The sequence below is a fragment of the Alkalibacillus haloalkaliphilus genome (assembly GCF_007991275.1).
GTDB classification, from domain to species: Bacteria; Bacillota; Bacilli; order Bacillales; family Alkalibacillaceae; genus Alkalibacillus; species Alkalibacillus haloalkaliphilus.
In genome coordinates this window covers 54096-75280 of the sequence record NZ_BJYA01000019.1, presented here as the reverse complement: position 1 = coordinate 75280, position 21185 = coordinate 54096, and the positions used below count along the sequence as shown (strand labels likewise).

Here is a 21185-nt window from a genome sequence, read left to right as displayed (position 1 = left end):
AGGTGTTAATAGTGGCAAATCCAAAATTATCTCAGTTATTTCAAAGAATTAAAGAGTCCTCAATTGATCAAATACAAGAGATGCTTTCAAAGGGGGATTTAACATCACGCGAGCTTGTACTAATGTATTTTGAAAGAGTTGCCAAGCATGACCAATCTGGTGAAAACATTAACGCATTGGCAGAACTTAACCCAGATGCTTTACTTATTGCAGAATCATTAGATGAAGAACGATTAAGTAAGGGTGTTAGAGGGCCACTTCACGGAATCCCAGTCGTTGTAAAGGATAATATCGATACAGGAGACAAAATGCACACAACAGCTGGTTCACTCGCACTGCAAGATCATGTGGCAAAAAACGATGCTTTTCTTGTGAAGCAATTACGTCAAGCAGGTGCCATCATTTTAGGTAAAGCTAATTTAACTGAATGGGCGAACTTTATGACTGTTGGAATGCCAAATGGTTATAGTTCAAGAGGTGGACAAGTGTTGAATCCTTATGGCCCAGGACAATTGGATACAGGTGGTTCAAGTGCTGGCTCTGCTGCAGCAGTGGCTGCTAATTTTGTGACGGGTGCGATTGGAACTGAAACGTCTGGATCAATTTTAAGCCCTTCTAGTCAGCATGCATTGGTTGGCATTAAGCCAACAGTTGGAACGGTTAGTCGAAGTGGTATTATTCCTATCTCACATACTCAAGATACGGCAGGGCCGATTGCTAAGTCTGTCTCAGATGCAGTTTATATTTTTCAATCAATTATTGGGCAGGATGTCGATGATGAAGCTACTGGAAGTGCAAAACAATTAAGCCAAATTGATTTAACGCGTTCACTTAATATAAATGGTCTGAAAGGAAAGCGCATCGGAATTGCGAGAGATCATTACTTTGAATCCATAAGTGAAGAGAAACAACAATTTATGGATAAGGCGATCAATCAGTTAAGAGCGAGTGGCGCTGAGGTAATTGATCGCGTTGAAATTCCGACGACTAAACACAACTGGGGATTAGGCGTAATGATTCATGAATTTAAAAATGGCTTGAACCATTATTTAAAAACTGTTTCGAATGATTTACCAGTTCAATCATTTGATGATATTATTCAGTACAATCTTAAACATAAAGACGAAATGTTACTATATGGTCAGAAGTGGTTTGATGAAGCGTCTAAAACATCTGGGCTTTTAACCGAACCAGATTATTTAAATGAGTTATTGGAAGATCAGTACTTAACTAAGGAAGAAGGTATTGATTTTACACTGAATGAACATAACCTTGATGCCATAGTCACGCCTAATAATTTAGGAGCAGCTATTCCTGCTAAAGCAGGTTACCCGTCCATTACTGTCCCGGCTGGTTTTACGAATGAAGGGGAACCTGTAGGTATTACTTTTACAGGAACGGCCTTTTCAGAGCCGCAATTAATTGAAATCGCATATAGCTATGAACAAGCAACACGAGAGAGAAGAGAGCCTAAGTTAGAATCGTAGGATCTAAATGGTGTGCTAGCTAAGGGGGTATTCGGTGGATATCTTCGCTTTATACTTAGTCATAGCTATTTTTTTTGCATTCGTTTTATTACTGTATTTTACGCCAACATTGATGGCCATTAAGCATCAGCATCAATACAAGATGTGGATTATGACTTTAAATTTAATAGTAGGATGGACGTTATTAGGTTGGCTATTTGTTTTAATATGGTCAACACGGAGGCAGCACTACTTGGATTAAATTAACAAAGTGATGAAACCTTTTGTGTCAGAAGGGGTTTGGCTTTTTGCTCCGTTTGTAATTAATTAGTAATGTGAATGTAATTGAGGTTAAAGAAAGTTCGAACCATAATGTGAGTTGGGGGTCAATAACATAGGAGGGTAATTCAAATATGTTAAGACCAGTATTATTGACATTAGCAGCAATTGTTGTATCTGCAGTGTTAGTTGTTGGACCTGTACAAGCAGATGAAAGTACAAGTCCTTACGAAATCACTTATGAAGTTAAAAGTCAAAGTAACCAACAATCTCTAGGGTTTAATATTCAAGAGATTAATAGCTTCTTTGATCAATTAGAGTGGGACATTAACTGGAACCAGCAACCGACAGAGCAAGAGGAAGTAAATGAACCGACAGAACCGGTTGAAGAGCCTCAAGAACCAACAGAGGATGCTAATGAACCAGAACAAGAAACAGAAAATAACGAATCAAATCAAGAAGAAAGCACAAATGATGATTCGTCAAATAATGATGTTCATGAATTTGAACAACAAGTTGTAAATCTAGTGAATGAAGAGAGAGAACAAAGAGGTTTACAACCGTTAGAGTTATCAGGGGAACTAAGTGATGTTGCGCGTGCGAAGTCACAAGACATGGCTGATCAAAACTATTTCAGTCACCAATCACCGACTTATGGTTCTCCATTTGATATGATGGACCATTATGGTGTTGATTATCGCACAGCAGGTGAAAACATTGCGATGGGTCAACGTTCACCTGAGGCAGTGATGCAAGGGTGGATGAACAGCGATGGTCACCGTGAGAACATCTTGAGTGATCAGTTCACACACATTGGTGTTGGGTATGTTGAAGGAAATGGTTCAACGTATTGGACACAAATGTTTAAAGCACAATAAGCTCTATATAGAAAGGCAGCCATGCATTTGGCTGCCTTTTTCCATATTAAGAGTTAAACCATACTCTCACTTGCACTAAATCTTGTATTGATCCATCTTGAGCACTACGAGAGTAGACTTGTAATTCACCTAAAGGACTAGTAGGTTCTCTGTCAAATTCGATTTGATCTAGAAACTGACTATATGAAGGTGCCCCATATCTAGTAGTTGTAAAGGATTCCTCGGTGACAACGGTATTATTCGCATCAACGAGACGGTACAACACATTTCCTTCAAAAGTTCGTGCAAACCCTTCTAGAGTCGCACCATCATGAATTTCTGTACCAGGAAGAGGGAGTAGCACGACAATATTTTCGGAGTTTGGCAACGGAATGATGATTTGTATCCCCTCATAAATAACATCTTCAGAAATGGCCGGTCGATTGAAATTAGCTCGTAAAATCGTTTCAATAGGTATACCAGTTCTTTGAGATATATTAGCTAACGTATCGCCACGCTCTACTTCATAGATGAAAGACGGTAGCAGAATCTGCTGATTAGCATCTAAATAATCAGGGTTGTGTATCGTTCGGTTTATACCACTTAATAGTTCGGGTTCAACATTGAAACGATTTGCTAATTGTCCAATGGTGTCTCCATACTGAACTACATAATAGTTTTCAATTTCAGTAGCTATGGTCTTTGGAATAACAAGTACTTGACCAGGTTCTAGCATATACAATTCATTGAATGGTGGGTATAGCCCATTAGCTTCGACTATAGCATCAATCTCACTATCGTATCGTTGCGCTAAATAAAATACTGAATCACCAGGTCGTACAGTATGTATAATATGTGTCCCTCGCCTAATGGTCATAAGATCACTCCTTATCTCATGACCATTTTATGTTTTGCTAAATGCAAGTATGATTGGCGATCTAACAAAATACCACCAAAGCATGAAATCCTTGGTGGTGTGAAAGCTATGAGTCATTGTCGTCTTTCTTTTTCTTATGATGTTTGTGGTCCATTTTTGGAATGAAGTCATTTTCCTTTAGTTTTTCAAATCGTTCATCTAAGTAAGACTTCATTTTCTCGCCTTTCTCATCAGTGAAAACACCATACTCTACATACTTCTCAATAATAACTTTGTGCTGGTCAAAAGCATTGTGGTGTAGAGCTTCCATTTCTGCTCGTTGTTCCTCAGTTAGTTCAACATCCTCGTTAACTTCAGATTCTTCTGCTCCTGCTTGTGTCGTCAGCAGTCCAACTGTCATTAGAAGTACAACAAGTGCTGAACCAATTAGAAGGCTAACCCTCTTTGTCATAATCATCACCTCATTGAAATTTTTGTCATATATTAACGTGTGCTACTTTTTGAAATTAATACTCGTTATATGACAAGCCTTTTGTTACATATTTTTTAAGAAGGGTATGAGAAGTGTATGGGAGGGTTCATATGCTTAAAGATGTCGATTGGACTTTATTATCATTCGTAAGTGTTACGATGGTTAAAGAATATTGGATTTACTATCGATTACCACATGTTCAGTATTGGAGTATGCAGCATGAACAAGAAGAGAAGGGTGATTAAAATCTTCTTTAGATTTAAAAAATAATTATGATATAATGTTTTCGTAATTATTTTGAAAGGGGCATTAGCTCAGCTGGGAGAGCGTCGTGCTGGCAGCGCGAAGGTCGTCGGTTCGAGCCCGACATGCTCCATTATTGATTAATTCAAGCAAAAAGCTGGACCTTATGATGAGAATAAGGTCCAGCTTTTTTTGTCTAATTCCATTGATCCTTTACGCTGTTAATTTATTAGTTTCTTTTAACTCATGCCAAACTAACTATGTTAATATATATGTAATAGTTGGAATTTTTTGAAAAAATGAGGTGGAACAGATGAATAAAAAAGGTGGTAGAAAAACTAGACATGCTTTAGCACAACTGTCCAAAAGAGAAATGTAGGTTTGGGGAGCTGGTAGTTCACCTGGAATTATTTATAGTGGAATGAGCTTGACAAGGAGGATTACATGATACGCAAGATAAACTTTTTAAATGTAGAAAAGGTGTACAGGGGAGATGGAGTACAAACTTCGGCACTAAATGAAAACAATTTATCGTTTGATATCGGCGAATTCACATCTATTATTGGACCCTCTGGATCAGGTAAGTCGACCTTGCTGAGTTTGTTGGGGACGTTGGATCAACCGACAAACGGCAAAATTACCTATGATGGTGAAGAGATTTTAAAGAAACGCAAAAATAAAATCGCCGATTTCCGCTTTGGAGAAATCGGATTTATCTTTCAGCAGTTTCATTTGCTTCCTACACTCACGGCTATTGAAAATGTGTTAACTCCGTTGTTCTCAAGAAAAGTACCCTATAACAAGCAACAGCGGGCAAAAGAAGTGTTAGCACAAGTGGGATTAGAGGATAAGGTGAATTCGCTGCCCTCACAATTATCTGGTGGTCAACAACAACGAGTAGCGATTGCTCGTGCGATTGTGCACAAACCGAGCTGGCTACTGGCGGACGAACCAACTGGGAACCTCGACTCTGAAACTGGGGAACTCATCTTTGAGTTATTGAAGCAGTTGAATCAGGAGGAAGGGTGTGGGGTGATTTTTGTCACGCATGATGCAGCTCTAGCATCTAAAGCCAACCGAATCATTACAATGAAAGATGGATCCGTTCAATCGGATCAAGTGGGTGTTTCCTTATGATGCGATTTATTTGGCAGAATTGGTGGCGGAAGAAAGAACGACTGATTTTGTTATTAATTGGTGCGTTCATCATCAGTGCTGGGTTAACTTACTTAATTGGTCTTTCGGATTCGAATAGAGGAACCATCGTTGATTCCTTACAAAATCAGTGGAGTGCCTCTTATGATATTGTTGTTCGGCCAGAAGGTTCCCGTAGTGTAACGGAAGAAAAAGAATTGTTGGAACCCAACTATTTGAGCGGGCTAAATGGCGGAATCAGCGTGGATCAATATGAAGCGATCAAAGAAATATCTGGCATTGAGGTGGCAGCACCAATCGCCGTGATTGGGTATGCTGACTATGAAACAGATTTCGGGTCTGTCGAATTAGAGGAAGAAGGCATTTATCGAAAAACTCAAACGGTTTCAGTCAATAATGGAATAGGAATTGAAGAAGAAATTAGCAGATACTACTTCCCTTATAATGTGTGGGACATTTTAGACAAGGGCTCTGAGTATGGCGTAGGCGCACCTAATTTCGACCTGAGCGTACATAATTTATCATTACTAGCAGGAATCGATCCAGAACAGGAAGCGAAATTGATTGGTCTTGATGAAGCCATCTTAGATCGGGGGTCAAGTCGGTTTTTTAAAGACACAGATGGTTACTATTTTAATGAAAATAAAGGGTATCACGAATTTCCTATTATCGTGAATAACCATGCGTTTGTCGATAAAACAGTTGATATCACATACGAACGACTGGATTTACCCATCAACGATCAGAACGCTGATGAATTGATGGAAGAGGTGAAAAACAGTGGCGGACAGGACTATTTACACACAGTAGATGGTTCTGAGCATCATCGATCCACCTATACCGGTGAGGAAGCGTTTCATGCTTTCATAAGTGAGATGACAGGGGTCGATTGGGAAACGGGTAATGTGATTGAACACGAAGAACCATCTGAAGATGAGGCTGATGAAGCACAAACACAAGCCCAACAAGAAGGGGTCACAGGGATTGTGTTTCAATCCAGCCAGTTGAATTACGAGGAAATCCGAAGCCCTTATGCGAACCGTTGGCCTTATAGCTATCAGCTTAAACCAGTTCAAAACAGTGAGGATGTCATGGGAGCATACGCGAATCAGGAATCATTCCGGGAACCCGGTTTAGTAGCAGAAACGTATACAGAACTCCCTAGAATTAAGCCTGATTGGATCGGATTCTATGACTCCAGCCAGTTAACTATTTCACAGGATCCAACGAGTGAATTACCAATGGAAACATATCGACCTGCCTCGGCAGAATTGGTGATGGATGGTGACGGCCAACCTGTGAATCCCCCACAACAATTGAAGCCAAACGGGGATCCCTATAGCTTTTTAACGGATCCACCAGGTATGTTAACCACGATTGAAGCGGCTGAAGAGCTGATTGGTCATGACGAACCGATATCAGCTATTCGAGTGAAAGTCACAGGTGTGACGGATATGGGTGAAGAGAGCCAAGAAATCTTAGAACAAGTCGCATCTGAGATTGAAAATCAAACCGGGTTAATCACTGACATTACATTAGGATCCTCTCCTCAACTGGCGCTCACATATGTGCCCGAAGTGAATGATCAAGAAGCACTTGGCTGGCTCCAACAGCCCTGGGTCAATATTGGTTCATCCATTTCGATATTCCGCGAAACGAAGATGAGTTTCACAAGCATATTGGCCAGTGTAATGATTGTCGCGGTCGTATATGTATGGTCATCAGGGATCGTCTCCCTGTTAAACCGGCGAAAGGAGTTTGCAGTTCTACTATCGATTGGCTGGCGGCCCTCGCAAATAAGTAAGTTATTATTGTTCGAATCCATCATTGTCGGTCTGTTTGTCGCACTCACGTCCTGGATGATGCTCGGATTTGTATACATGAATAGCGCCTCTAGCATCTCGATCGATCGGTTTGTGATGACCGGGTTATTCGGGTTCCTGATTTATCTGTTAGGAGCTGCCGTGCCGATTTGGATGACCAAACGCATTCGCCCGTATGAAGCCATCCAAAGTGGGGAGATCAGTAAAACAAGTAAACGAATGTTTCGAACCAGAGGCCTTCTTACCATGGCATGGAGCCACTTTGTTGGGAAATGGAAGCGTAGTTTACTGTCCATTATTTCGATTGCATTACCGACTGCATTATTAGGACTGTTCCTATACATTACCTTTCAATTGAGGGGAGTCATGTATACCTCCTTATTGGGAGAATATGTCGCGCTGGAAGTCGGTCCGACCCATTATGTGGCGATTGTCATTTCTTTGATTATCGCGATTTTAACCACCGCTGAAATTATTTGGCAAAATGTCTCGGAACGGAGTGAAGAAATCTCGCTTTTACAAGCGATTGGCTGGAGGAGTAGTCGCATCCGAGGATTAATATTAGCAGAAGGCATGTATAGCGGGTTTTTTGCATCGATTGTAAGTATGGTCGGTGTGGTCCTCACGATCTATTGGATCTATGGTGAATTTCCTGTTGGAGAGCTTGGGTTCATCACATTAACCGGCTTGATACCAGTAGTAGTTGGGTTGATCGGAACCATTATACCGGCGGAGCGGGCAGTTCGTATTCTTCCGAATCAGGGCATACAAGGAAGTGTCTCGAATCGAAAAGTCATAGAAAAACGGATGAAATGGGGTCTTGGGGCAACGGCTATTGCTTTACTTGGCACATTCTTATTTGCGATGGTTCAAGTCGCTCCAAATATAGAAACCACCAGTAACGATCAAACGGATCACGAATCAGAATATTCCCCTACGGTGGGAGAAGTAAGCGAAAGGGAAGAGGAGAATGAGAGTAACGAGAGTGATGAGGTAACAGAGACGAAAAGTGAGACTGTGAGCTCACAACAAGAAGACTATCATTTAGTTTTGGAAGAGGGGCAAAACAGTCGGGAAGTAGGATATGGTGTACTCTCCTATTCCGTAGAGAGAACACACGAAGATACTATCGAAGGAACTGATATGAAAAAAGTGATCATTGATTTTGAATTTGAGATTCTAGATAATAACATGGTTAAACTTAGGCCAAAGAGGGATTTCTATCTAATGAATTCTGAAGAGAGATATCGACCGACAGAAGTTAATATAACAGAAGTAACCGGTTGGGAAGAGGAAGAGTGGTTGAAAGGCATACGTGATGGAAAAATGGTAGGGACATTAACATTCGAAGTTCCTGCCAATACAGACGAAAACGGGTTATTATTTTTGAATTATAGTGATTATGGAAGAGGGATTTTTGTAGAATTTAATTAATGATAGAGGAGAAAGTAATAACCACCTTTGTCCCCATGCCTTGCTTTGGTTAGGAATAGTTATTTGAATCTTATTAAGAACCGATACTGTCCTTTTAGAAAGATGAAAGGAAAGGTAAGTGTTTTCTTAAAGAAAAATAATGTTTGAAAGTTGCTTGAGAAAATATAATATATTGATTGTAACTTATAACAAAGTTCTATTAAAAAAAGTAACGTTTGACTAAAATAACCTCTTCGGACTTCAGTTCAAGTTCCTGGGAGGTTATTTTTGTTAAAAGATAAATTATTAGATAAAAAAATCATGGTTAAAGAATGTCAATTTGATACAAAATTTAAACCCACTCACTCATGACTTAATAACTATGATAGTATATATTTAATAGTTAGAATTTTTAGACAAAAGAGATGAGGTGAAAGTAGTGAGTGAAGAGGGAGTGAAAAATGACCAAGCTTTAAAACAACCACCAAAAAAAGAAATGTGGGCTTGGGGTGTTGGAAGTTTTGGTACGTTTACGATTTGGACATTAATTGGTTCTTTTTTAACGTATTATTATACAGATGTAGCCGGTTTAGCTGCGGGTGCAGTTGGGACGTTAATGTTAGTAGCTAGATTAATGGATGGTGTAACGGATTTAGGAATGGGCTCCTTTGTTGATAAGACAAGGTCGAAGCATGGAAGTGCCAGACCATGGCTTCTATGGATGGGTGTGCCGTTAGGTGTGGCTACCGTTCTATTGTTTTCTGTACCTGATTTAGGGGATACAGGTAAACTTGTTTACGCTTATGTGACTTATATTTTATTTATATTAGTTTATACATCTGTTACCATCCCTCATAAAACCTTAATGGGCGTTATGACACAAGATCAACATAGTCGTTCGTTGACGAACATTTATGCCCAAATCTTAATCCTTTCTGGTACGTTGTTAACGATGGTTATATCTGAGCCTTTAGCACAAATCGTTGGGTGGACCGCTGTTGCTTCAATTTATGGTGTAATTGTCGTCATAGCCTTACTTATAACTTTTAAGAATGTTAAGGAACGGACAGAGTTGTCAACGTTAAGTGGTGAAGATGGAGTTGCAGCAAAAGAAGGTTTTAAAGCACTTTTGAAAAATAAATATTGGATTATTGTTACTTTATTTTGTGTTGTTTCTTATGCCATTATGGCCTTAATCCAAGGGGCAGGTATTTATTACGCTAGATGGATTATTGGAGATAGTACAGTGTTCTCATTAATTGGAGCAGCGTTGATTTTGCCGATGGTTTTAGGTTTATTATTCCTTGGTCCACTAGTTAAAAAGTATGGTAAGAAAAACATCATTATTGTTGGTTCGTCAATTTTAATAATTGGACAGTTAGTAAGAATGATTGAACCAGAAAACTTAACGATCTTTTTAATCGGAACAGCGATTGTAGGAATTGGCTATATGCCAACAATTGCTTTTGTCTTTGCTTTAACTAATGAAACAATTGAGTATGGTCAATATAAAACAGGCATTCGCTCTCCTGGCATTATTAATAGTGGAACAAGTTTTGGGATGAAAGTTGGAACAGGTATTGGAATGGCGTTGATTGGTTGGTTACTTGGCATGAGTGGCTACATTGGAACTGCAGATACTCAACCACAGATTGCTCTAAATATGATTCTGGCTTTAAATATATATATTCCACTTTTATTAGCGATTGTTCAAATAGTATTAATGTTATTTTATCGCCTAGATCGTGAGTACCCTAAAGTCATAGAGGAGTTAAAGAAGTAGTTTGTAAGTGTCACATAAATTGAATACGATTAGAAATTTGAAACGATCCTTACATCAAGGGTCGTTTTTAATTGATAAATTTTTAATTGATTAATTATATTGACCGTTACAACTTTAGCTAAGTTGCATTGAATAATATAGTAAGAAGAATAGTTTTAAGTTATGAGAGTCAATGAAAAGGGTGGAAATAGAATGAGTTCAGGAAATTGTTGTCCGAACCCTCAAGGTATGGGGAATGGGAATGGTGATATTACCATTGCAGGTGTTGGTCCTGCAGTAAACTCACAGTTTGATGAATTAAAAGTGTCAGAACGTACACCTATTTTTGAAATTTCATCAACTTATGGGATTTCTGCATTGAGAGACGTAATTTCAACAACTGGTACAGGAACTGTGACAAATAATACAGTAGTATATGAAGTGGCGACTGGTACTGGTTCAGCGGGTGCAGCTTCATTAGAGACTGCCCAACGTGGAAGGTACCAACCTGGTTATGCTGCTGAGGCAGGAATTGCTGTCAGAGTCCCGCAATTACCTACAGGTTCTCAAATCGGTCGGTGGGGATTATTTGGAATAGAGAACGGTTTGTTTTTTGGAGTAAGTGGTAATGAAGGGGTATTTGTTGGCGTAAGAAGGGACGGTGTAGAGACAAGAATTCAACAAAATGATTGGAATATCGATCCACTTAATGGGACTGGACCAAGTGGCCTAACGTTGGATCTTAATGATGGCAATATATTTCAAATTGATTTTACGTGGTACGGCTTCGGTGTGATCGAATGGAGTGTCGTCATGCAAAACCAACAAACATTAGCCCAAGAAGTTGTCACAGTCCACCGGTATAAGCCGATTAGTTTTACAAGTTTAGAAGACCCTAACTTACCTGTTAAAGCTGAGGTGCAAAATAATGGAGAGACAACATCTTTCTTAATTCGAGTGGCTGGTCGGCAATATAGTATATTAGGGGAAAATGTTCCTTCTTTTCGAGTGACTTCAGCCAGACGCACTGTAACAGCAACTACAACATTGACGCCTTTACTAAGTTTTCAACGGAAAGCTGAATTTCCTGCAGGATCAGGCAGGCCGAATTCCATCAATGTTACGTTGGAAGGATTAGATTTAGTAACGGGTGCAGATATATTCTACCAAATTGTATTAGGTGGAACGCTCAATACCGCATTCTCCGATTTTCCAACAGCTAATACAAATATTCCGGCAACAGAAACAGCACTTAGAGTAAATAATACAGCGACATCGTTTTCGACTCCTGGTCAAGTCGTATTTCAAGGGTTAGCGGTTGGTGGGCAAGGGAACCAGACTAATTTAACTGAGGGTAATTTACTAGACATCGTTCTACCATCTACATCAATTATAACACTTGCCGTAGGGACGTTCTCTGGTAGTACTACTGTTCAAGGCGTATTTAGAGCATCAGAGGAGTGGTAGACGATGAGTAGTTCATGTAGTAAGAGGGGTAACTTTAATTTAGAACCGTTTATTATTGAGTCATCTTTTTGTGGTAATTGGTCCTATCCTTGTACTGAAGCAGAGACGAGAAGGTTGCTTTGGGAAAATGGTAATGAAAGTGGGACGCCGTCTAGTAATAATTCAGTCGAGCAAGTGGGTGGGACAATCACAGTCAATTATATTAGTGGTTGTGCGAACAGTTTAATAGTGATCGTAACGGATTCAGATGAGCAAGAGCACACTTTTGAAATCTCAGCTCCCGTAGGTCCATCTGTAACGAATCAGACGGGTAATGCTGTTAGTAAAACATTCGCTAGTGTTGAACGAGTTGAAATTGTTTGTCAGGATGAGAGCCTGAGTGGTTCGTGTTATGGGAAGTATTGTATTGATGTGAACTATTTAAGGGTATGGGATTCTTTTGACTAAGAAAGGTCCTAAATATTGCTAACTGTTTACGAAGTCGATTTTTTGTTCATTATGGTAGTATCCGTACTATAATAAGAGTAGTAGAAGTTCATCAAGGAAGGAACGAGCTATATGATTAGAGCGATTTTACTCGTGGCGATTATTTTCGGTGCACTATATTTGTTCCCTGTAGGCGAATTTTTCAGCCAAGAGTCTACTGATGAAGAACAAGTAGGTGAGGGTATAACATTAGAAGATGTCGTCGATGATTTTAAAGTTAGAATGTCAGAAGCTGATTTTCAAGAGATGATTGGTTCAGTTGTTGAAACGTTTGATCACATTGCAGTTACACTTTCGCAAATTAGCCAAGGTGATCAGGAAGCATCTCCTGTATTTAACCCAAGTCAATTAGATGGCTATCAACCGGAAAGTCAAGTTGATACAGAAGACTTTACACCGCAAGAGTTTGAAAAGGAAGTGCACGCATTAGTTAATGAAGAGCGTGAAAAAGAAGGCCTTGAACCTGTCGATTTTTCCGAAGAGGCGAGTGTTGTTGCGCGTGAGAAATCGCGTGATATGGCAGTTAACAACTACTTTGACCACCAATCACCCACTTATGGCTCTCCTTTTGAAATGATGGATGAATACGGTCTGCATTATATGGCAGCAGGTGAAAATATCGCAATGGGCCAACGCTCACCAGAACAAGTGATGGACGGTTGGATGAACAGTGATGGCCACAGAGCTAATATATTAAGCGATTCGTTTACTCATCTTGGTGTTGGGTATGTTCAAGATGGGCATCAAACGTATTGGACACAAATGTTTATAGGTAAGTAAAAAGAGATACGAGTATATGTATCTCTTTTTTTGGTTCAATTATTCCTTAGGTGGGAGTCGATAGGTTACATTCCCCTTTTCATCGAGGAATTCAATTTTAGGAACGTCATGCTCGTCAACGACCATTCTAATGCGCTGGTTCCCTTTGCTGTCCATTAATTTAACTGAAACATCGCCTTTTGTGCTTTTACCCATTTGTGCACGGGGTACATTACCTTCAAAAAGTTGTTTAGTAGCTTCATCTTTTTCATCATCAGAAAGGTTGGATTTTTTAATTTCCTCTTGTTTTTCGATTGTCTCTTTTAGGCCTTGTTCTGGTCGGTCATATACAGAAAAGCCGTAACTTCGTTCACCATTACGGTCATTATAACTCATTTGGACCACTTGATCTTGTTTATATTGGTCGAAAGTCAATGAGGCACCAGCTTCGTAACTACCATCTTCTTTAATTTCATTTCCATAAATTAAACCACCACATTCATCACCGTCTGAGTTGTAAAACATTAACCCAGAGATTGGATCATTTTGTCGATGACCTGGTAAAATATCGACGCCATCCATAATAGCTGGTGGGATATGGTCTTGGTTGAATAAAGAGAGCTTCACTTTTCCGTTTTTGTCGACAATATTTAATTGTTCTGCCTCGATTTTATTGAACTTTTTTGGTTCTTCGTTTTGAGACATATTAATTCCCCCTAGATTTAGTATGTGTGTCCATTTTAACATAATTATCCAAATTGAGAGTGGGAAATTAAAAGCACTCGGAAGATCCGAGTGCTTTTTTCGTTATGAATCAATAATAGGTAACAGGACGTGAGAAGGGTAGTCTTTATTATGATAGATCGTTTGATTTGCAACGGTTGTCTCTGTAGTGTTTTTTAGACTATTGCCTGTATTAGGGTTTACATCATACATCGGAAAATTACTAGATGAGATTTGAATTCGAATTCGGTGTCCTTGTAAAAACTCAATACTAGTTGCCCAAAGATCGATCTCAAATAAGGTAACGTCATCAGGTTTAAAATTCGGGTGTTGATGTTTCGCTCTAACAATACCTTCAGTTACGTTAATTGAAGTTCCGTCTGGTTGTACGTCAGTTAGTTTAACAGTGAAATCTGTATTAACGGCGTCAGAGCTGGCATAAACATAGGCTTTTACGGGACCTGTTACCTCGACTGGCTGCTCTAGTGGTTCTGTTGTATAGATGAGAACATCATCTCTAGTTTCAATTTCATTTTGGGCTAATGGGCCGGTGTTGATTCCATGAATGAAAAGTGATGGCCCTCCTTTAGTTGGTACAGGTTGGTTAGGGTCATACTCAAATTGGTTGTAACTTTTATTTTCAGAAGGCTGATTAAAAGAGAGTCTGTTGTCTTTTTGTAAATATAATGGTGTGTAATTCGTTCTTGCTAATGGCCATTCGTACTCAGACCGCCACTTATTACTTCCCATGACAAATAGTTTAATAGGAGCCTCTTCAATTACATTAGAACTTTTTCCTTTTAACCAATAATCAAACCATTTGATGTGTAAGGAAGTGATATCGTCTTTACCTTCAATGCATTCTCCTGACCCGTGCAAACCAAAATATCTGTCACCAAAGTATGGTGAAAACACACCGTGTCCCCAAGGCCCAATGATCAACTTTTGATTGGAGTTATTTTGAACGGTTTTAGTATAGTTATTAATTGTTGCGTTTAAGAAGCAGTCGTACCAACCTGCCATGTGGTAACCTGGTGTTTGAACTGCATTGATGTCAGTGTGTTTTAGCGCATCACTAAATAGCTCATTGTTAATATAGTTAGTGTAAAGTTGTTGTATAGGTTCATGTTTCATGATTGGAGGCAATTCTGCATATGGGGTATAAGCATGCCAATCAAGAATATGGTCTAAGTCTTCGATCAATAGTTTTTCTGTGTCTTTAAATTGCTCTGCGGTTTGTTTTCTTCTTAAGTAGTCAGGAGCAATGGAATCTAACATCCATGTCTGTAGTTTAGCTAGTTCCACAGCGCCTTGACGTTCTGAGAATTCTTCAGCAATATTATGTCCTGTAAAAGCAGGGAAAATTGCCTTTAGTGACGGTGGTTGACTCATCGCGGCGAACATTTGGGTAAACCCGTAATAAGACAAACCAAATAAACCAACGTGACTATTACTAAAATCTAACGATGCTGCCCACTCGACGCTATCATAACCGTCATTAAATTCTTGATTAAACGGTTGGAATTCTCCTTCAGAAGCAAACCGGCCACGAACATCTTGTATGATGACTACGTATCCTTGTTCTACTAATCGAAGCGGATCGATGTAGCGATGTGAGAAGTTTGGTAAGTTTTTATTATAAGGCAGACGACTAAGTAAAGTTGGAAATTGTCCAGGTTGATTGGGACGATATATATTGGCATATAGTGTTACACCATCTCTTAACTTGCAAGGAATATCCTTTTCAATGATGACTTGAGACATACATAACACACCTTTCCTAAAATTATTTATAGAAAAGGCCTGCCTTTAGTAGGCAGACCTTTTTATATTAATGGGGGATTAATTTTCTAGCATTTCATCAATGTGGTCTTGATTGTTTTCGATCCATTCTTGTGCAACTTCTTCTTCATCTGCACCATCTTCAATCTCAACAATCATAGCCTCTACATCATCAATTGGAATGCTCCAATTTGATAGAAACTCATATACTTCTGGATGATCATTAGCTAGTTCACCATTAGTTACAACGTGAACAGAAGACTGCTCAAAGAAATCTCCTGCTGGCTCTTCAACAATTTTAAGATCAAATTCATTAAACATAGTGTGTGGTCTCCAACCGTAGAAAATGACTGGCTCTTCATTATTCATCATGCGCTGCGCTTGTGCAATCATTCCACCTTCAGATGAATTAACTTGTTCAAAATCTAGGTCATAAGCTTCGATGAAATCATCGATCATTTCTGTTGCACTAGCTCCGTCTTCAATCCCGTAAATTTCGTTTCCGAACATTTCTTCGTTACCTTTTAAATCTTCAACAGTTTCAATATCATCTACGTACGTTGGAACAACTAAACCTGCATCTGCATTGTCATAGCTTGTGGCAACATTTTCAACAGAGTCTTCATACTCATCAAAGTAGATCTCGTGAACTGGCATCCAAGAATCCATGAAAATATCAATGTCTCCACGTGATAAGCCCATGAAAGTTGAGCTTACGTCTGCTTGTGTCTCTTCAATCTCATAACCCATATCTTCAAGTACTAGTTTTGCTACTTTTGTTGGAGGAACTGTACTTGTCCAAGGTGTTACACCAAATGTTAGTGTGCCTTTTTCTTCAACTTCTGCTGAATCTCCGTTACTGTCTTGATCTTCACCATTCCCGCATGCTGCTAACGCAACAAGTGCAAGAGCAGTTAGTGTAATAAATAATTTCTTCATGAATAACTCTCCTTTAAATAGATTGATTAAGATTTATTATTTTGACCTTGTCCAATTCCTTGTGTGATACGGTCTAAAATAATCGCTAATACAACAATTCCTAAACCACCGACTAAACCGAGTCCAATATTCACTCGAGAAATCGCCTGTAATACTGTAGCACCTAAACCTGGTGCACCGATCATCGATGCGATTACGGCCATCGATAGTGATAGCATGATGGTTTGGTTTACACCAGCCATAATACTTGGTACTGCTAGTGGTAATTGAACTTTAAAAAGTAATTGTTTCGAAGTAGAACCAAAAGCTCTTGATGCTTCGATGACTTCTTTAGGTACATGTCGAATACCTAAGTTCGTCATTCTTACAGCTGGTGGCGCTGCGAAAATAAACGTTGCAATTACTGCAGAAACCCCACCTAGGCCGAATAGCAATACGGCTGGTATTAAGTAAACAAAGCTTGGTAGAGTCTGCATAAAGTCTAAAGTCGGTCGTACGACACTTTGCACCCGATTATTCATAGCACTTAATATACCAACTGGAATACCAACAAGTAATGAGACGAATGTTGATACAATAACAATTGATAACGTGTGCATAGACTCTTCCCATATGTCAACAGAGCCAATAAACAACATACCTAAAAAGGTGAAAATAGCTAGCCCTTTTCCACCTACGCGCCAAGAGAGTATGACTAGTAATAGTGTAAATAGCTCTGGCGGTACAAATAGTAAGACATCAGTGACGAGATCGACAAAGGCGTTTAGCACTGCTCCAATTGAGTCGAATGCATTTCCGAACGTTGGTAAAAACCAATCGTCTACAAAGGTATTAGTCCATTGTTCTAATGGTAGTTCAAAATAATTCATTAGTTAGTCACCTCGTCTTTCTCTTTACCAAGAACAAGTCCTGATAGAATGGATACACGAGAAATAATGCCTAATAGTTTTTGTTCTTCATCTAAGACGACAATTGGATACTTCGTGTCTGCCGCAACACCAATAAGATCGCTTAACGGTGTTGTCGGTGTCGTTGTGTGAACGTCTTGATTTAATACTTCTTCCATAGGAATTTCTTCTTTATAGGCACGAATTGCATCGTCAATCGTTAATAGCCCTTGGAATTGGTCATCGCGATCAACGACGAAAATGCTTGATGCACCGACATCTTCCATTTTCTTAATGGCTGTTCTCGGACCACCTTTATAAGTTGTTAAAACTTCCGGACGACGCATAACTTGTTCAGCATCTAATACTTTTGAACGGTCAACGTCTTTAACGAAATTACTAACATATTCGTTAGCAGGGTTTTCTAAAATTTCTTCAGAAGAACCGATTTGTACAATTTGACCGTCTTTCATAATCGCAATACGATCACCGAGCTTCAATGCTTCGTCCAAATCGTGTGTAATGAATAAAACTGTTTTGCCTAATTTTTTCTGTAATTTTAATAGTTCATCTTGCATGTCTTTACGAATTAGTGGGTCAAGAGCGCTAAACGCTTCATCCATTAATAAAATATCTGTATCGTTCGCAAGTGCTCGGGCAAGGCCAACACGCTGCTGCATTCCGCCACTTAATTCGTTTGGGGAGCTAGATTCATATCCTTTTAAGCCAACGTCTTCGATTGCTTTTTGAGCTTTTTGTTCACGCTCTTGTTTCTCAACGCCTTGGATTTCAAGTCCGTAAGCAACGTTGCCTACTACATTTCGATGTGGGAAAAGACCAAAGTTTTGAAAAACCATTCCTAATTTTTTACGGCGAGCTTCAATGAGCTCATTTTTATTCATACTCGTTATATCCTCATCATCAATGTATACATGGCCGGATGTCGGCTCAATGAGTCGATTGACGAGGCGGATCAAGGTTGATTTACCACTGCCTGATAAACCCATAATGACGAAAAACTCTCCTGGTTTTACGTCAAAGGAAGCCTGGTTAACGCCTACCGTGTTACCGGTATCTGCTAATATTTGATCCTTCGATGCCCCTTTATTTAACCGTTCTAAACTTTGTTTAGGATTAGGGCCGAATATTTTAGTTAACTCTGAAACTTTTATTTTACTCATAAAGATTCTCCTTTATTTGTAAGAGAAGACGTGGGATTAGATTATTTCTTTCTGATCCCAATCGTTCTTCCAACTTGTTTCGGTTGCTCTAAATGTTCATGTTTTGACCAAATTGTATTTATTTTTTCTTGTACATTTGTTATAAATGGAGCGGGTTTACCTTGGTTAGTATCCATGCCCATTAACATTTGTTCACTCGTTGCAACGAGTTCTTGTTGTTCGTTAAACATTGAAAATATAACGTGAAGACGCTTTGGATCATGATCTATAATTTGAACTGTAACTGAAAGCTTTTCACCTTCATGCGCTTCTTTTAAATAACAAAGATGTGTTTCAAGTGTAAAAATGGTGTAAGCTTCTTCTGCAATTACTTCTTGTGTTAACCCAATTTCACCCATAAACGCATCAACAGCGTGGCTGAATACTTTAGCATACTCAGCATCATTCATGTGACCGTTGTAATCGACCCATTCTGGATGAACATAATCTTCATATTTAAATTCAGTAGTCATTCATAACACCTCTTTATGGCCAATATTCTTCAACTAAGTCCATTAGCTTTACTAGAAATTCGTTACGCCTTCTTTCTAATTCAGCGACAGAGCGTTCACCAGCGTGTGATTCACAGCCTGTAATGACGCGCTCTTTTAATTCATCTGTTAGTTCAGGTGCTTCTAACTTAGTCCAAGGTAACTTCAGGGCTGGACCAAATTGTTCTAGCATATGGCGCATACCTTGTTCACCACCAGCTAAATGGAAAGTCATAAATGGCCCCATTTGCGCCCAGCGTAGGCCAGCCCCGTAAGTGATCGCTTTATCGACTTCTTCTGTAGTAGCAATTCCATCGTTTACTAAGTGTAGGGCCTCTCGCCATAGTGCTTCCATAAGTCGATCAGCAACAAAACCTTCAATTTCTTTGTCGATGATCATCGGCTTCATATTTGCCTTTTCATAAAATTGGTATGCTAGATTAATATTCTCTTGATTAGTAGACTCACCGCCAACAATTTCAACGAGTGGTAATAAGTACACTGGGTTGAAAGGATGGGCTACGACTAATCGTTCAGGGTTTTTCATTTGTACTTGTAATTCTGTCGGTTTAATACCTGATGTGCTTGAGCCGATTATGGCATCACCTTTAGCGTGTGAATCTATATCAGCTAGAACTTGTTGTTTGAGCACAACACGTTCAGGCACATTTTCTTGAATTAAATCAGCGTCTTTAACTGCTTCTTCCATAGTCGATACGAAAGTTAGTCGGTTTTGATCGGCTTCTGGGTGTAATCCTAGTTCTTTAACCGATTCCCATGCGTTTTTAATGACTTGTTTTGTCTTTTCTTCAGCACCTTCTGCTGGGTCAAAAGCGACAACGTCAAAGCCATTGGCAAGAAAACGAATAATCCAACCATTTCCGATCACACCAGTACCAATAATCGCTACTTTCTTTGGTGTTTGCTCTGTTAATGTCATAAATTACTTTCCTCCGTTAAGTTGTAACAAGTTGTATTGTTCACGCGCTTCTTGTGGTGTCATGACTTCAATATTGTTGCTGTGCAGTTGTTTAACTGCTTGGTCAACAAGTTGTTCGTTTGTAGCTGGAACACCTTTTTTAAGGTAAATGTTATCTTCTAGTCCAACACGAACGTTTCCGCCTAATAGAGCTGTTTGTGTCACCATAGGCAGTTGCATACGACCAATGCCGAATGCTGACCAGTGTGCATTCTCTGGGATACGACCCTTCATATATGAAATGGTTTCTACATCAGCTTCAGCTCCCCAAGGAATGCCTAGGCAGAACTGATACATAGGGTCTTCAGCGACTAATCCTTCAGCAACTAACTGGTTAGCGAAACGTAAATGCCCTGTGTCGAAACACTCTAGTTCTGGTTTTACACCACTATCTTTTACTAGTTGCGCCTGTTCTCTTAACCAATCTGTCGGGCTCATGTAGATCATGTTTCCGAAGTTTGTACTACCACAATCTAATGTGCACATTTCAGGAAGTAGTTCTCCTACGGGCTTGTGGCGCTCTTGAGGTGTTTGGATATCTGTTCCTTCACCACCTGCAGCTGGAGTATCCAAGCTAGGGATGAAGTCACCTCCACCACCTGATGTAATATTAATGACAACATCTGTATCTGCTTCACGAATGCGGTCAACAATTTCGCGATAATGATCAACATCGTGACTAATGCCACTAGTTTTTGGGTCACGTGCATGGACGTGAGCAACTGTAGCTCCGGCTTTTGCCGATTCAATTGCAGACTCTGCAATCTCCTTCGGTGTTACAGGAACGTTAGGGTTCTTTTCTGTAGTTTCGCCAGCACCTGTAACGGCTGCTGTTAACATAACTTTTTGTGCCATAAGTTAAATCCTCCTTAAATTTAATAAGCAATATATAAATTTACTGTACCATCTGGACGGTTTGAAATCCTGTTAAGTACTGTACCATCTGGACGGTTTTTTATCAACAGCTATTTTAAAGATTTTTGATTGAATAAGAACTAAAAGAAAGGAGTCATCGTTGAGTTGTAGAGGGATAGACGTTGGTTGAAAAAATCTATAAAAAATAAGTTTTTTGACGTAAAAAAACTCCACTACAATTTAGTAGTGG

The 21185-nt window shown here is 39.4% G+C and carries 20 protein-coding genes and 1 tRNA gene; 11 read left to right on the top strand and 10 right to left on the bottom strand.

The window, feature by feature from the left end:
- Positions 1-11 precede the first annotated feature (11 nt).
- From AHA02nite_RS13120 to AHA02nite_RS13110, 3 genes are all read left to right on the top strand, one after another.
- Entirely contained in the window at positions 12-1487 is a 1476-nt protein-coding gene (locus AHA02nite_RS13120) for an amidase family protein (RefSeq protein ID WP_146818062.1), read from the top strand.
- Positions 1488-1521: 34 nt separating this feature from the next.
- Positions 1522-1728 (top strand): superinfection immunity protein, encoded by a 207-nt coding sequence (locus AHA02nite_RS13115; protein ID WP_146818060.1) that lies wholly within the window; start codon positions 1522-1524, stop codon positions 1726-1728.
- Positions 1729-1879: 151 nt separating this feature from the next.
- On the top strand, positions 1880-2623 hold the full coding sequence (locus AHA02nite_RS13110) for a CAP domain-containing protein (protein ID WP_146818058.1): 744 nt from the start codon (positions 1880-1882) through the stop codon (positions 2621-2623).
- A 46-nt stretch (positions 2624-2669) separates the two neighbouring features.
- On the opposite strand, the gene AHA02nite_RS13105 is transcribed toward AHA02nite_RS13110, so the two are convergent.
- Positions 2670-3479: a LysM peptidoglycan-binding domain-containing protein gene (locus AHA02nite_RS13105; RefSeq protein ID WP_146818056.1), complete on the bottom strand. Its 810-nt coding sequence runs from the start codon at positions 3477-3479 to the stop codon at positions 2670-2672.
- Positions 3480-3585: 106 nt separating this feature from the next.
- A complete protein-coding gene (locus AHA02nite_RS13100) occupies positions 3586-3930 on the bottom strand; it encodes a YckD family protein (RefSeq protein WP_170236109.1) in 345 nt (114 codons plus the stop codon).
- A gap of 131 nt (positions 3931-4061) precedes the next feature.
- Between AHA02nite_RS13100 and AHA02nite_RS15395 the strand changes: the two genes are divergently transcribed.
- From AHA02nite_RS15395 to AHA02nite_RS13065, 8 genes are all read left to right on the top strand, one after another.
- On the top strand, positions 4062-4196 hold the full coding sequence (locus AHA02nite_RS15395) for a hypothetical protein (protein ID WP_281284104.1): 135 nt from the start codon (positions 4062-4064) through the stop codon (positions 4194-4196).
- Positions 4197-4254: 58 nt separating this feature from the next.
- Positions 4255-4327 (top strand) — tRNA-Ala (locus AHA02nite_RS13095).
- A 311-nt stretch (positions 4328-4638) separates the two neighbouring features.
- On the top strand, positions 4639-5331 hold the full coding sequence (locus tag AHA02nite_RS13090) for an ABC transporter ATP-binding protein (protein WP_146818053.1): 693 nt from the start codon (positions 4639-4641) through the stop codon (positions 5329-5331).
- Positions 5328-8606, top strand: coding sequence for an ABC transporter permease (locus AHA02nite_RS13085; protein WP_146818051.1), 3279 nt, complete (start codon positions 5328-5330; stop codon positions 8604-8606). The genes AHA02nite_RS13090 and AHA02nite_RS13085 overlap by 4 nt, the downstream gene beginning before the upstream one ends.
- Positions 8607-9024: 418 nt before the next feature.
- Positions 9025-10368, top strand: coding sequence for an MFS transporter (locus AHA02nite_RS13080; RefSeq protein WP_246118866.1), 1344 nt, complete (start codon positions 9025-9027; stop codon positions 10366-10368).
- Between the two features lie 192 nt (positions 10369-10560).
- Positions 10561-11814: a hypothetical protein gene (locus AHA02nite_RS13075; RefSeq protein ID WP_146818049.1), complete on the top strand. Its 1254-nt coding sequence runs from the start codon at positions 10561-10563 to the stop codon at positions 11812-11814.
- Positions 11815-11817: 3 nt separating this feature from the next.
- A complete protein-coding gene (locus AHA02nite_RS13070) occupies positions 11818-12261 on the top strand; it encodes an S-Ena type endospore appendage (protein ID WP_146818047.1) in 444 nt (147 codons plus the stop codon).
- Between the two features lie 111 nt (positions 12262-12372).
- Entirely contained in the window at positions 12373-13080 is a 708-nt protein-coding gene (locus AHA02nite_RS13065; RefSeq protein ID WP_146818045.1) for a CAP domain-containing protein, read from the top strand.
- Between the two features lie 39 nt (positions 13081-13119).
- On the opposite strand, the gene AHA02nite_RS13060 is transcribed toward AHA02nite_RS13065, so the two are convergent.
- From AHA02nite_RS13060 to AHA02nite_RS13025, 8 genes are all read right to left on the bottom strand, one after another.
- Positions 13120-13764 (bottom strand): hypothetical protein, encoded by a 645-nt coding sequence (locus AHA02nite_RS13060; protein ID WP_146818043.1) that lies wholly within the window; start codon positions 13762-13764, stop codon positions 13120-13122.
- A 102-nt stretch (positions 13765-13866) separates the two neighbouring features.
- Positions 13867-15546 carry a CocE/NonD family hydrolase gene (locus AHA02nite_RS13055; RefSeq protein WP_246118865.1) on the bottom strand — a complete coding sequence of 560 codons (1680 nt, stop codon included), beginning with the start codon at positions 15544-15546 and terminating at the stop codon, positions 13867-13869.
- A gap of 78 nt (positions 15547-15624) precedes the next feature.
- Entirely contained in the window at positions 15625-16503 is an 879-nt protein-coding gene (locus AHA02nite_RS13050; RefSeq protein WP_146818039.1) for a glycine betaine ABC transporter substrate-binding protein, read from the bottom strand.
- Positions 16504-16529: 26 nt separating this feature from the next.
- On the bottom strand, positions 16530-17372 hold the full coding sequence (locus AHA02nite_RS13045) for an ABC transporter permease (RefSeq protein ID WP_146818037.1): 843 nt from the start codon (positions 17370-17372) through the stop codon (positions 16530-16532).
- Positions 17372-18571, bottom strand: coding sequence for a quaternary amine ABC transporter ATP-binding protein (locus tag AHA02nite_RS13040; RefSeq protein ID WP_146818035.1), 1200 nt, complete (start codon positions 18569-18571; stop codon positions 17372-17374). The genes AHA02nite_RS13045 and AHA02nite_RS13040 overlap by 1 nt, the downstream gene beginning before the upstream one ends.
- Positions 18572-18612: 41 nt before the next feature.
- Complete coding sequence (locus tag AHA02nite_RS13035; protein ID WP_146818033.1) at positions 18613-19083, bottom strand: thioesterase family protein; 471 nt, start codon at positions 19081-19083, stop codon at positions 18613-18615.
- 13 nt (positions 19084-19096) lie between these two features.
- Complete coding sequence (locus AHA02nite_RS13030) at positions 19097-20041, bottom strand: L-carnitine dehydrogenase (protein ID WP_146818031.1); 945 nt, start codon at positions 20039-20041, stop codon at positions 19097-19099.
- 3 nt (positions 20042-20044) lie between these two features.
- Positions 20045-20935 carry a BKACE family enzyme gene (locus AHA02nite_RS13025; RefSeq protein WP_146818030.1) on the bottom strand — a complete coding sequence of 297 codons (891 nt, stop codon included), beginning with the start codon at positions 20933-20935 and terminating at the stop codon, positions 20045-20047.
- Positions 20936-21185: the final 250 nt, after the last annotated feature.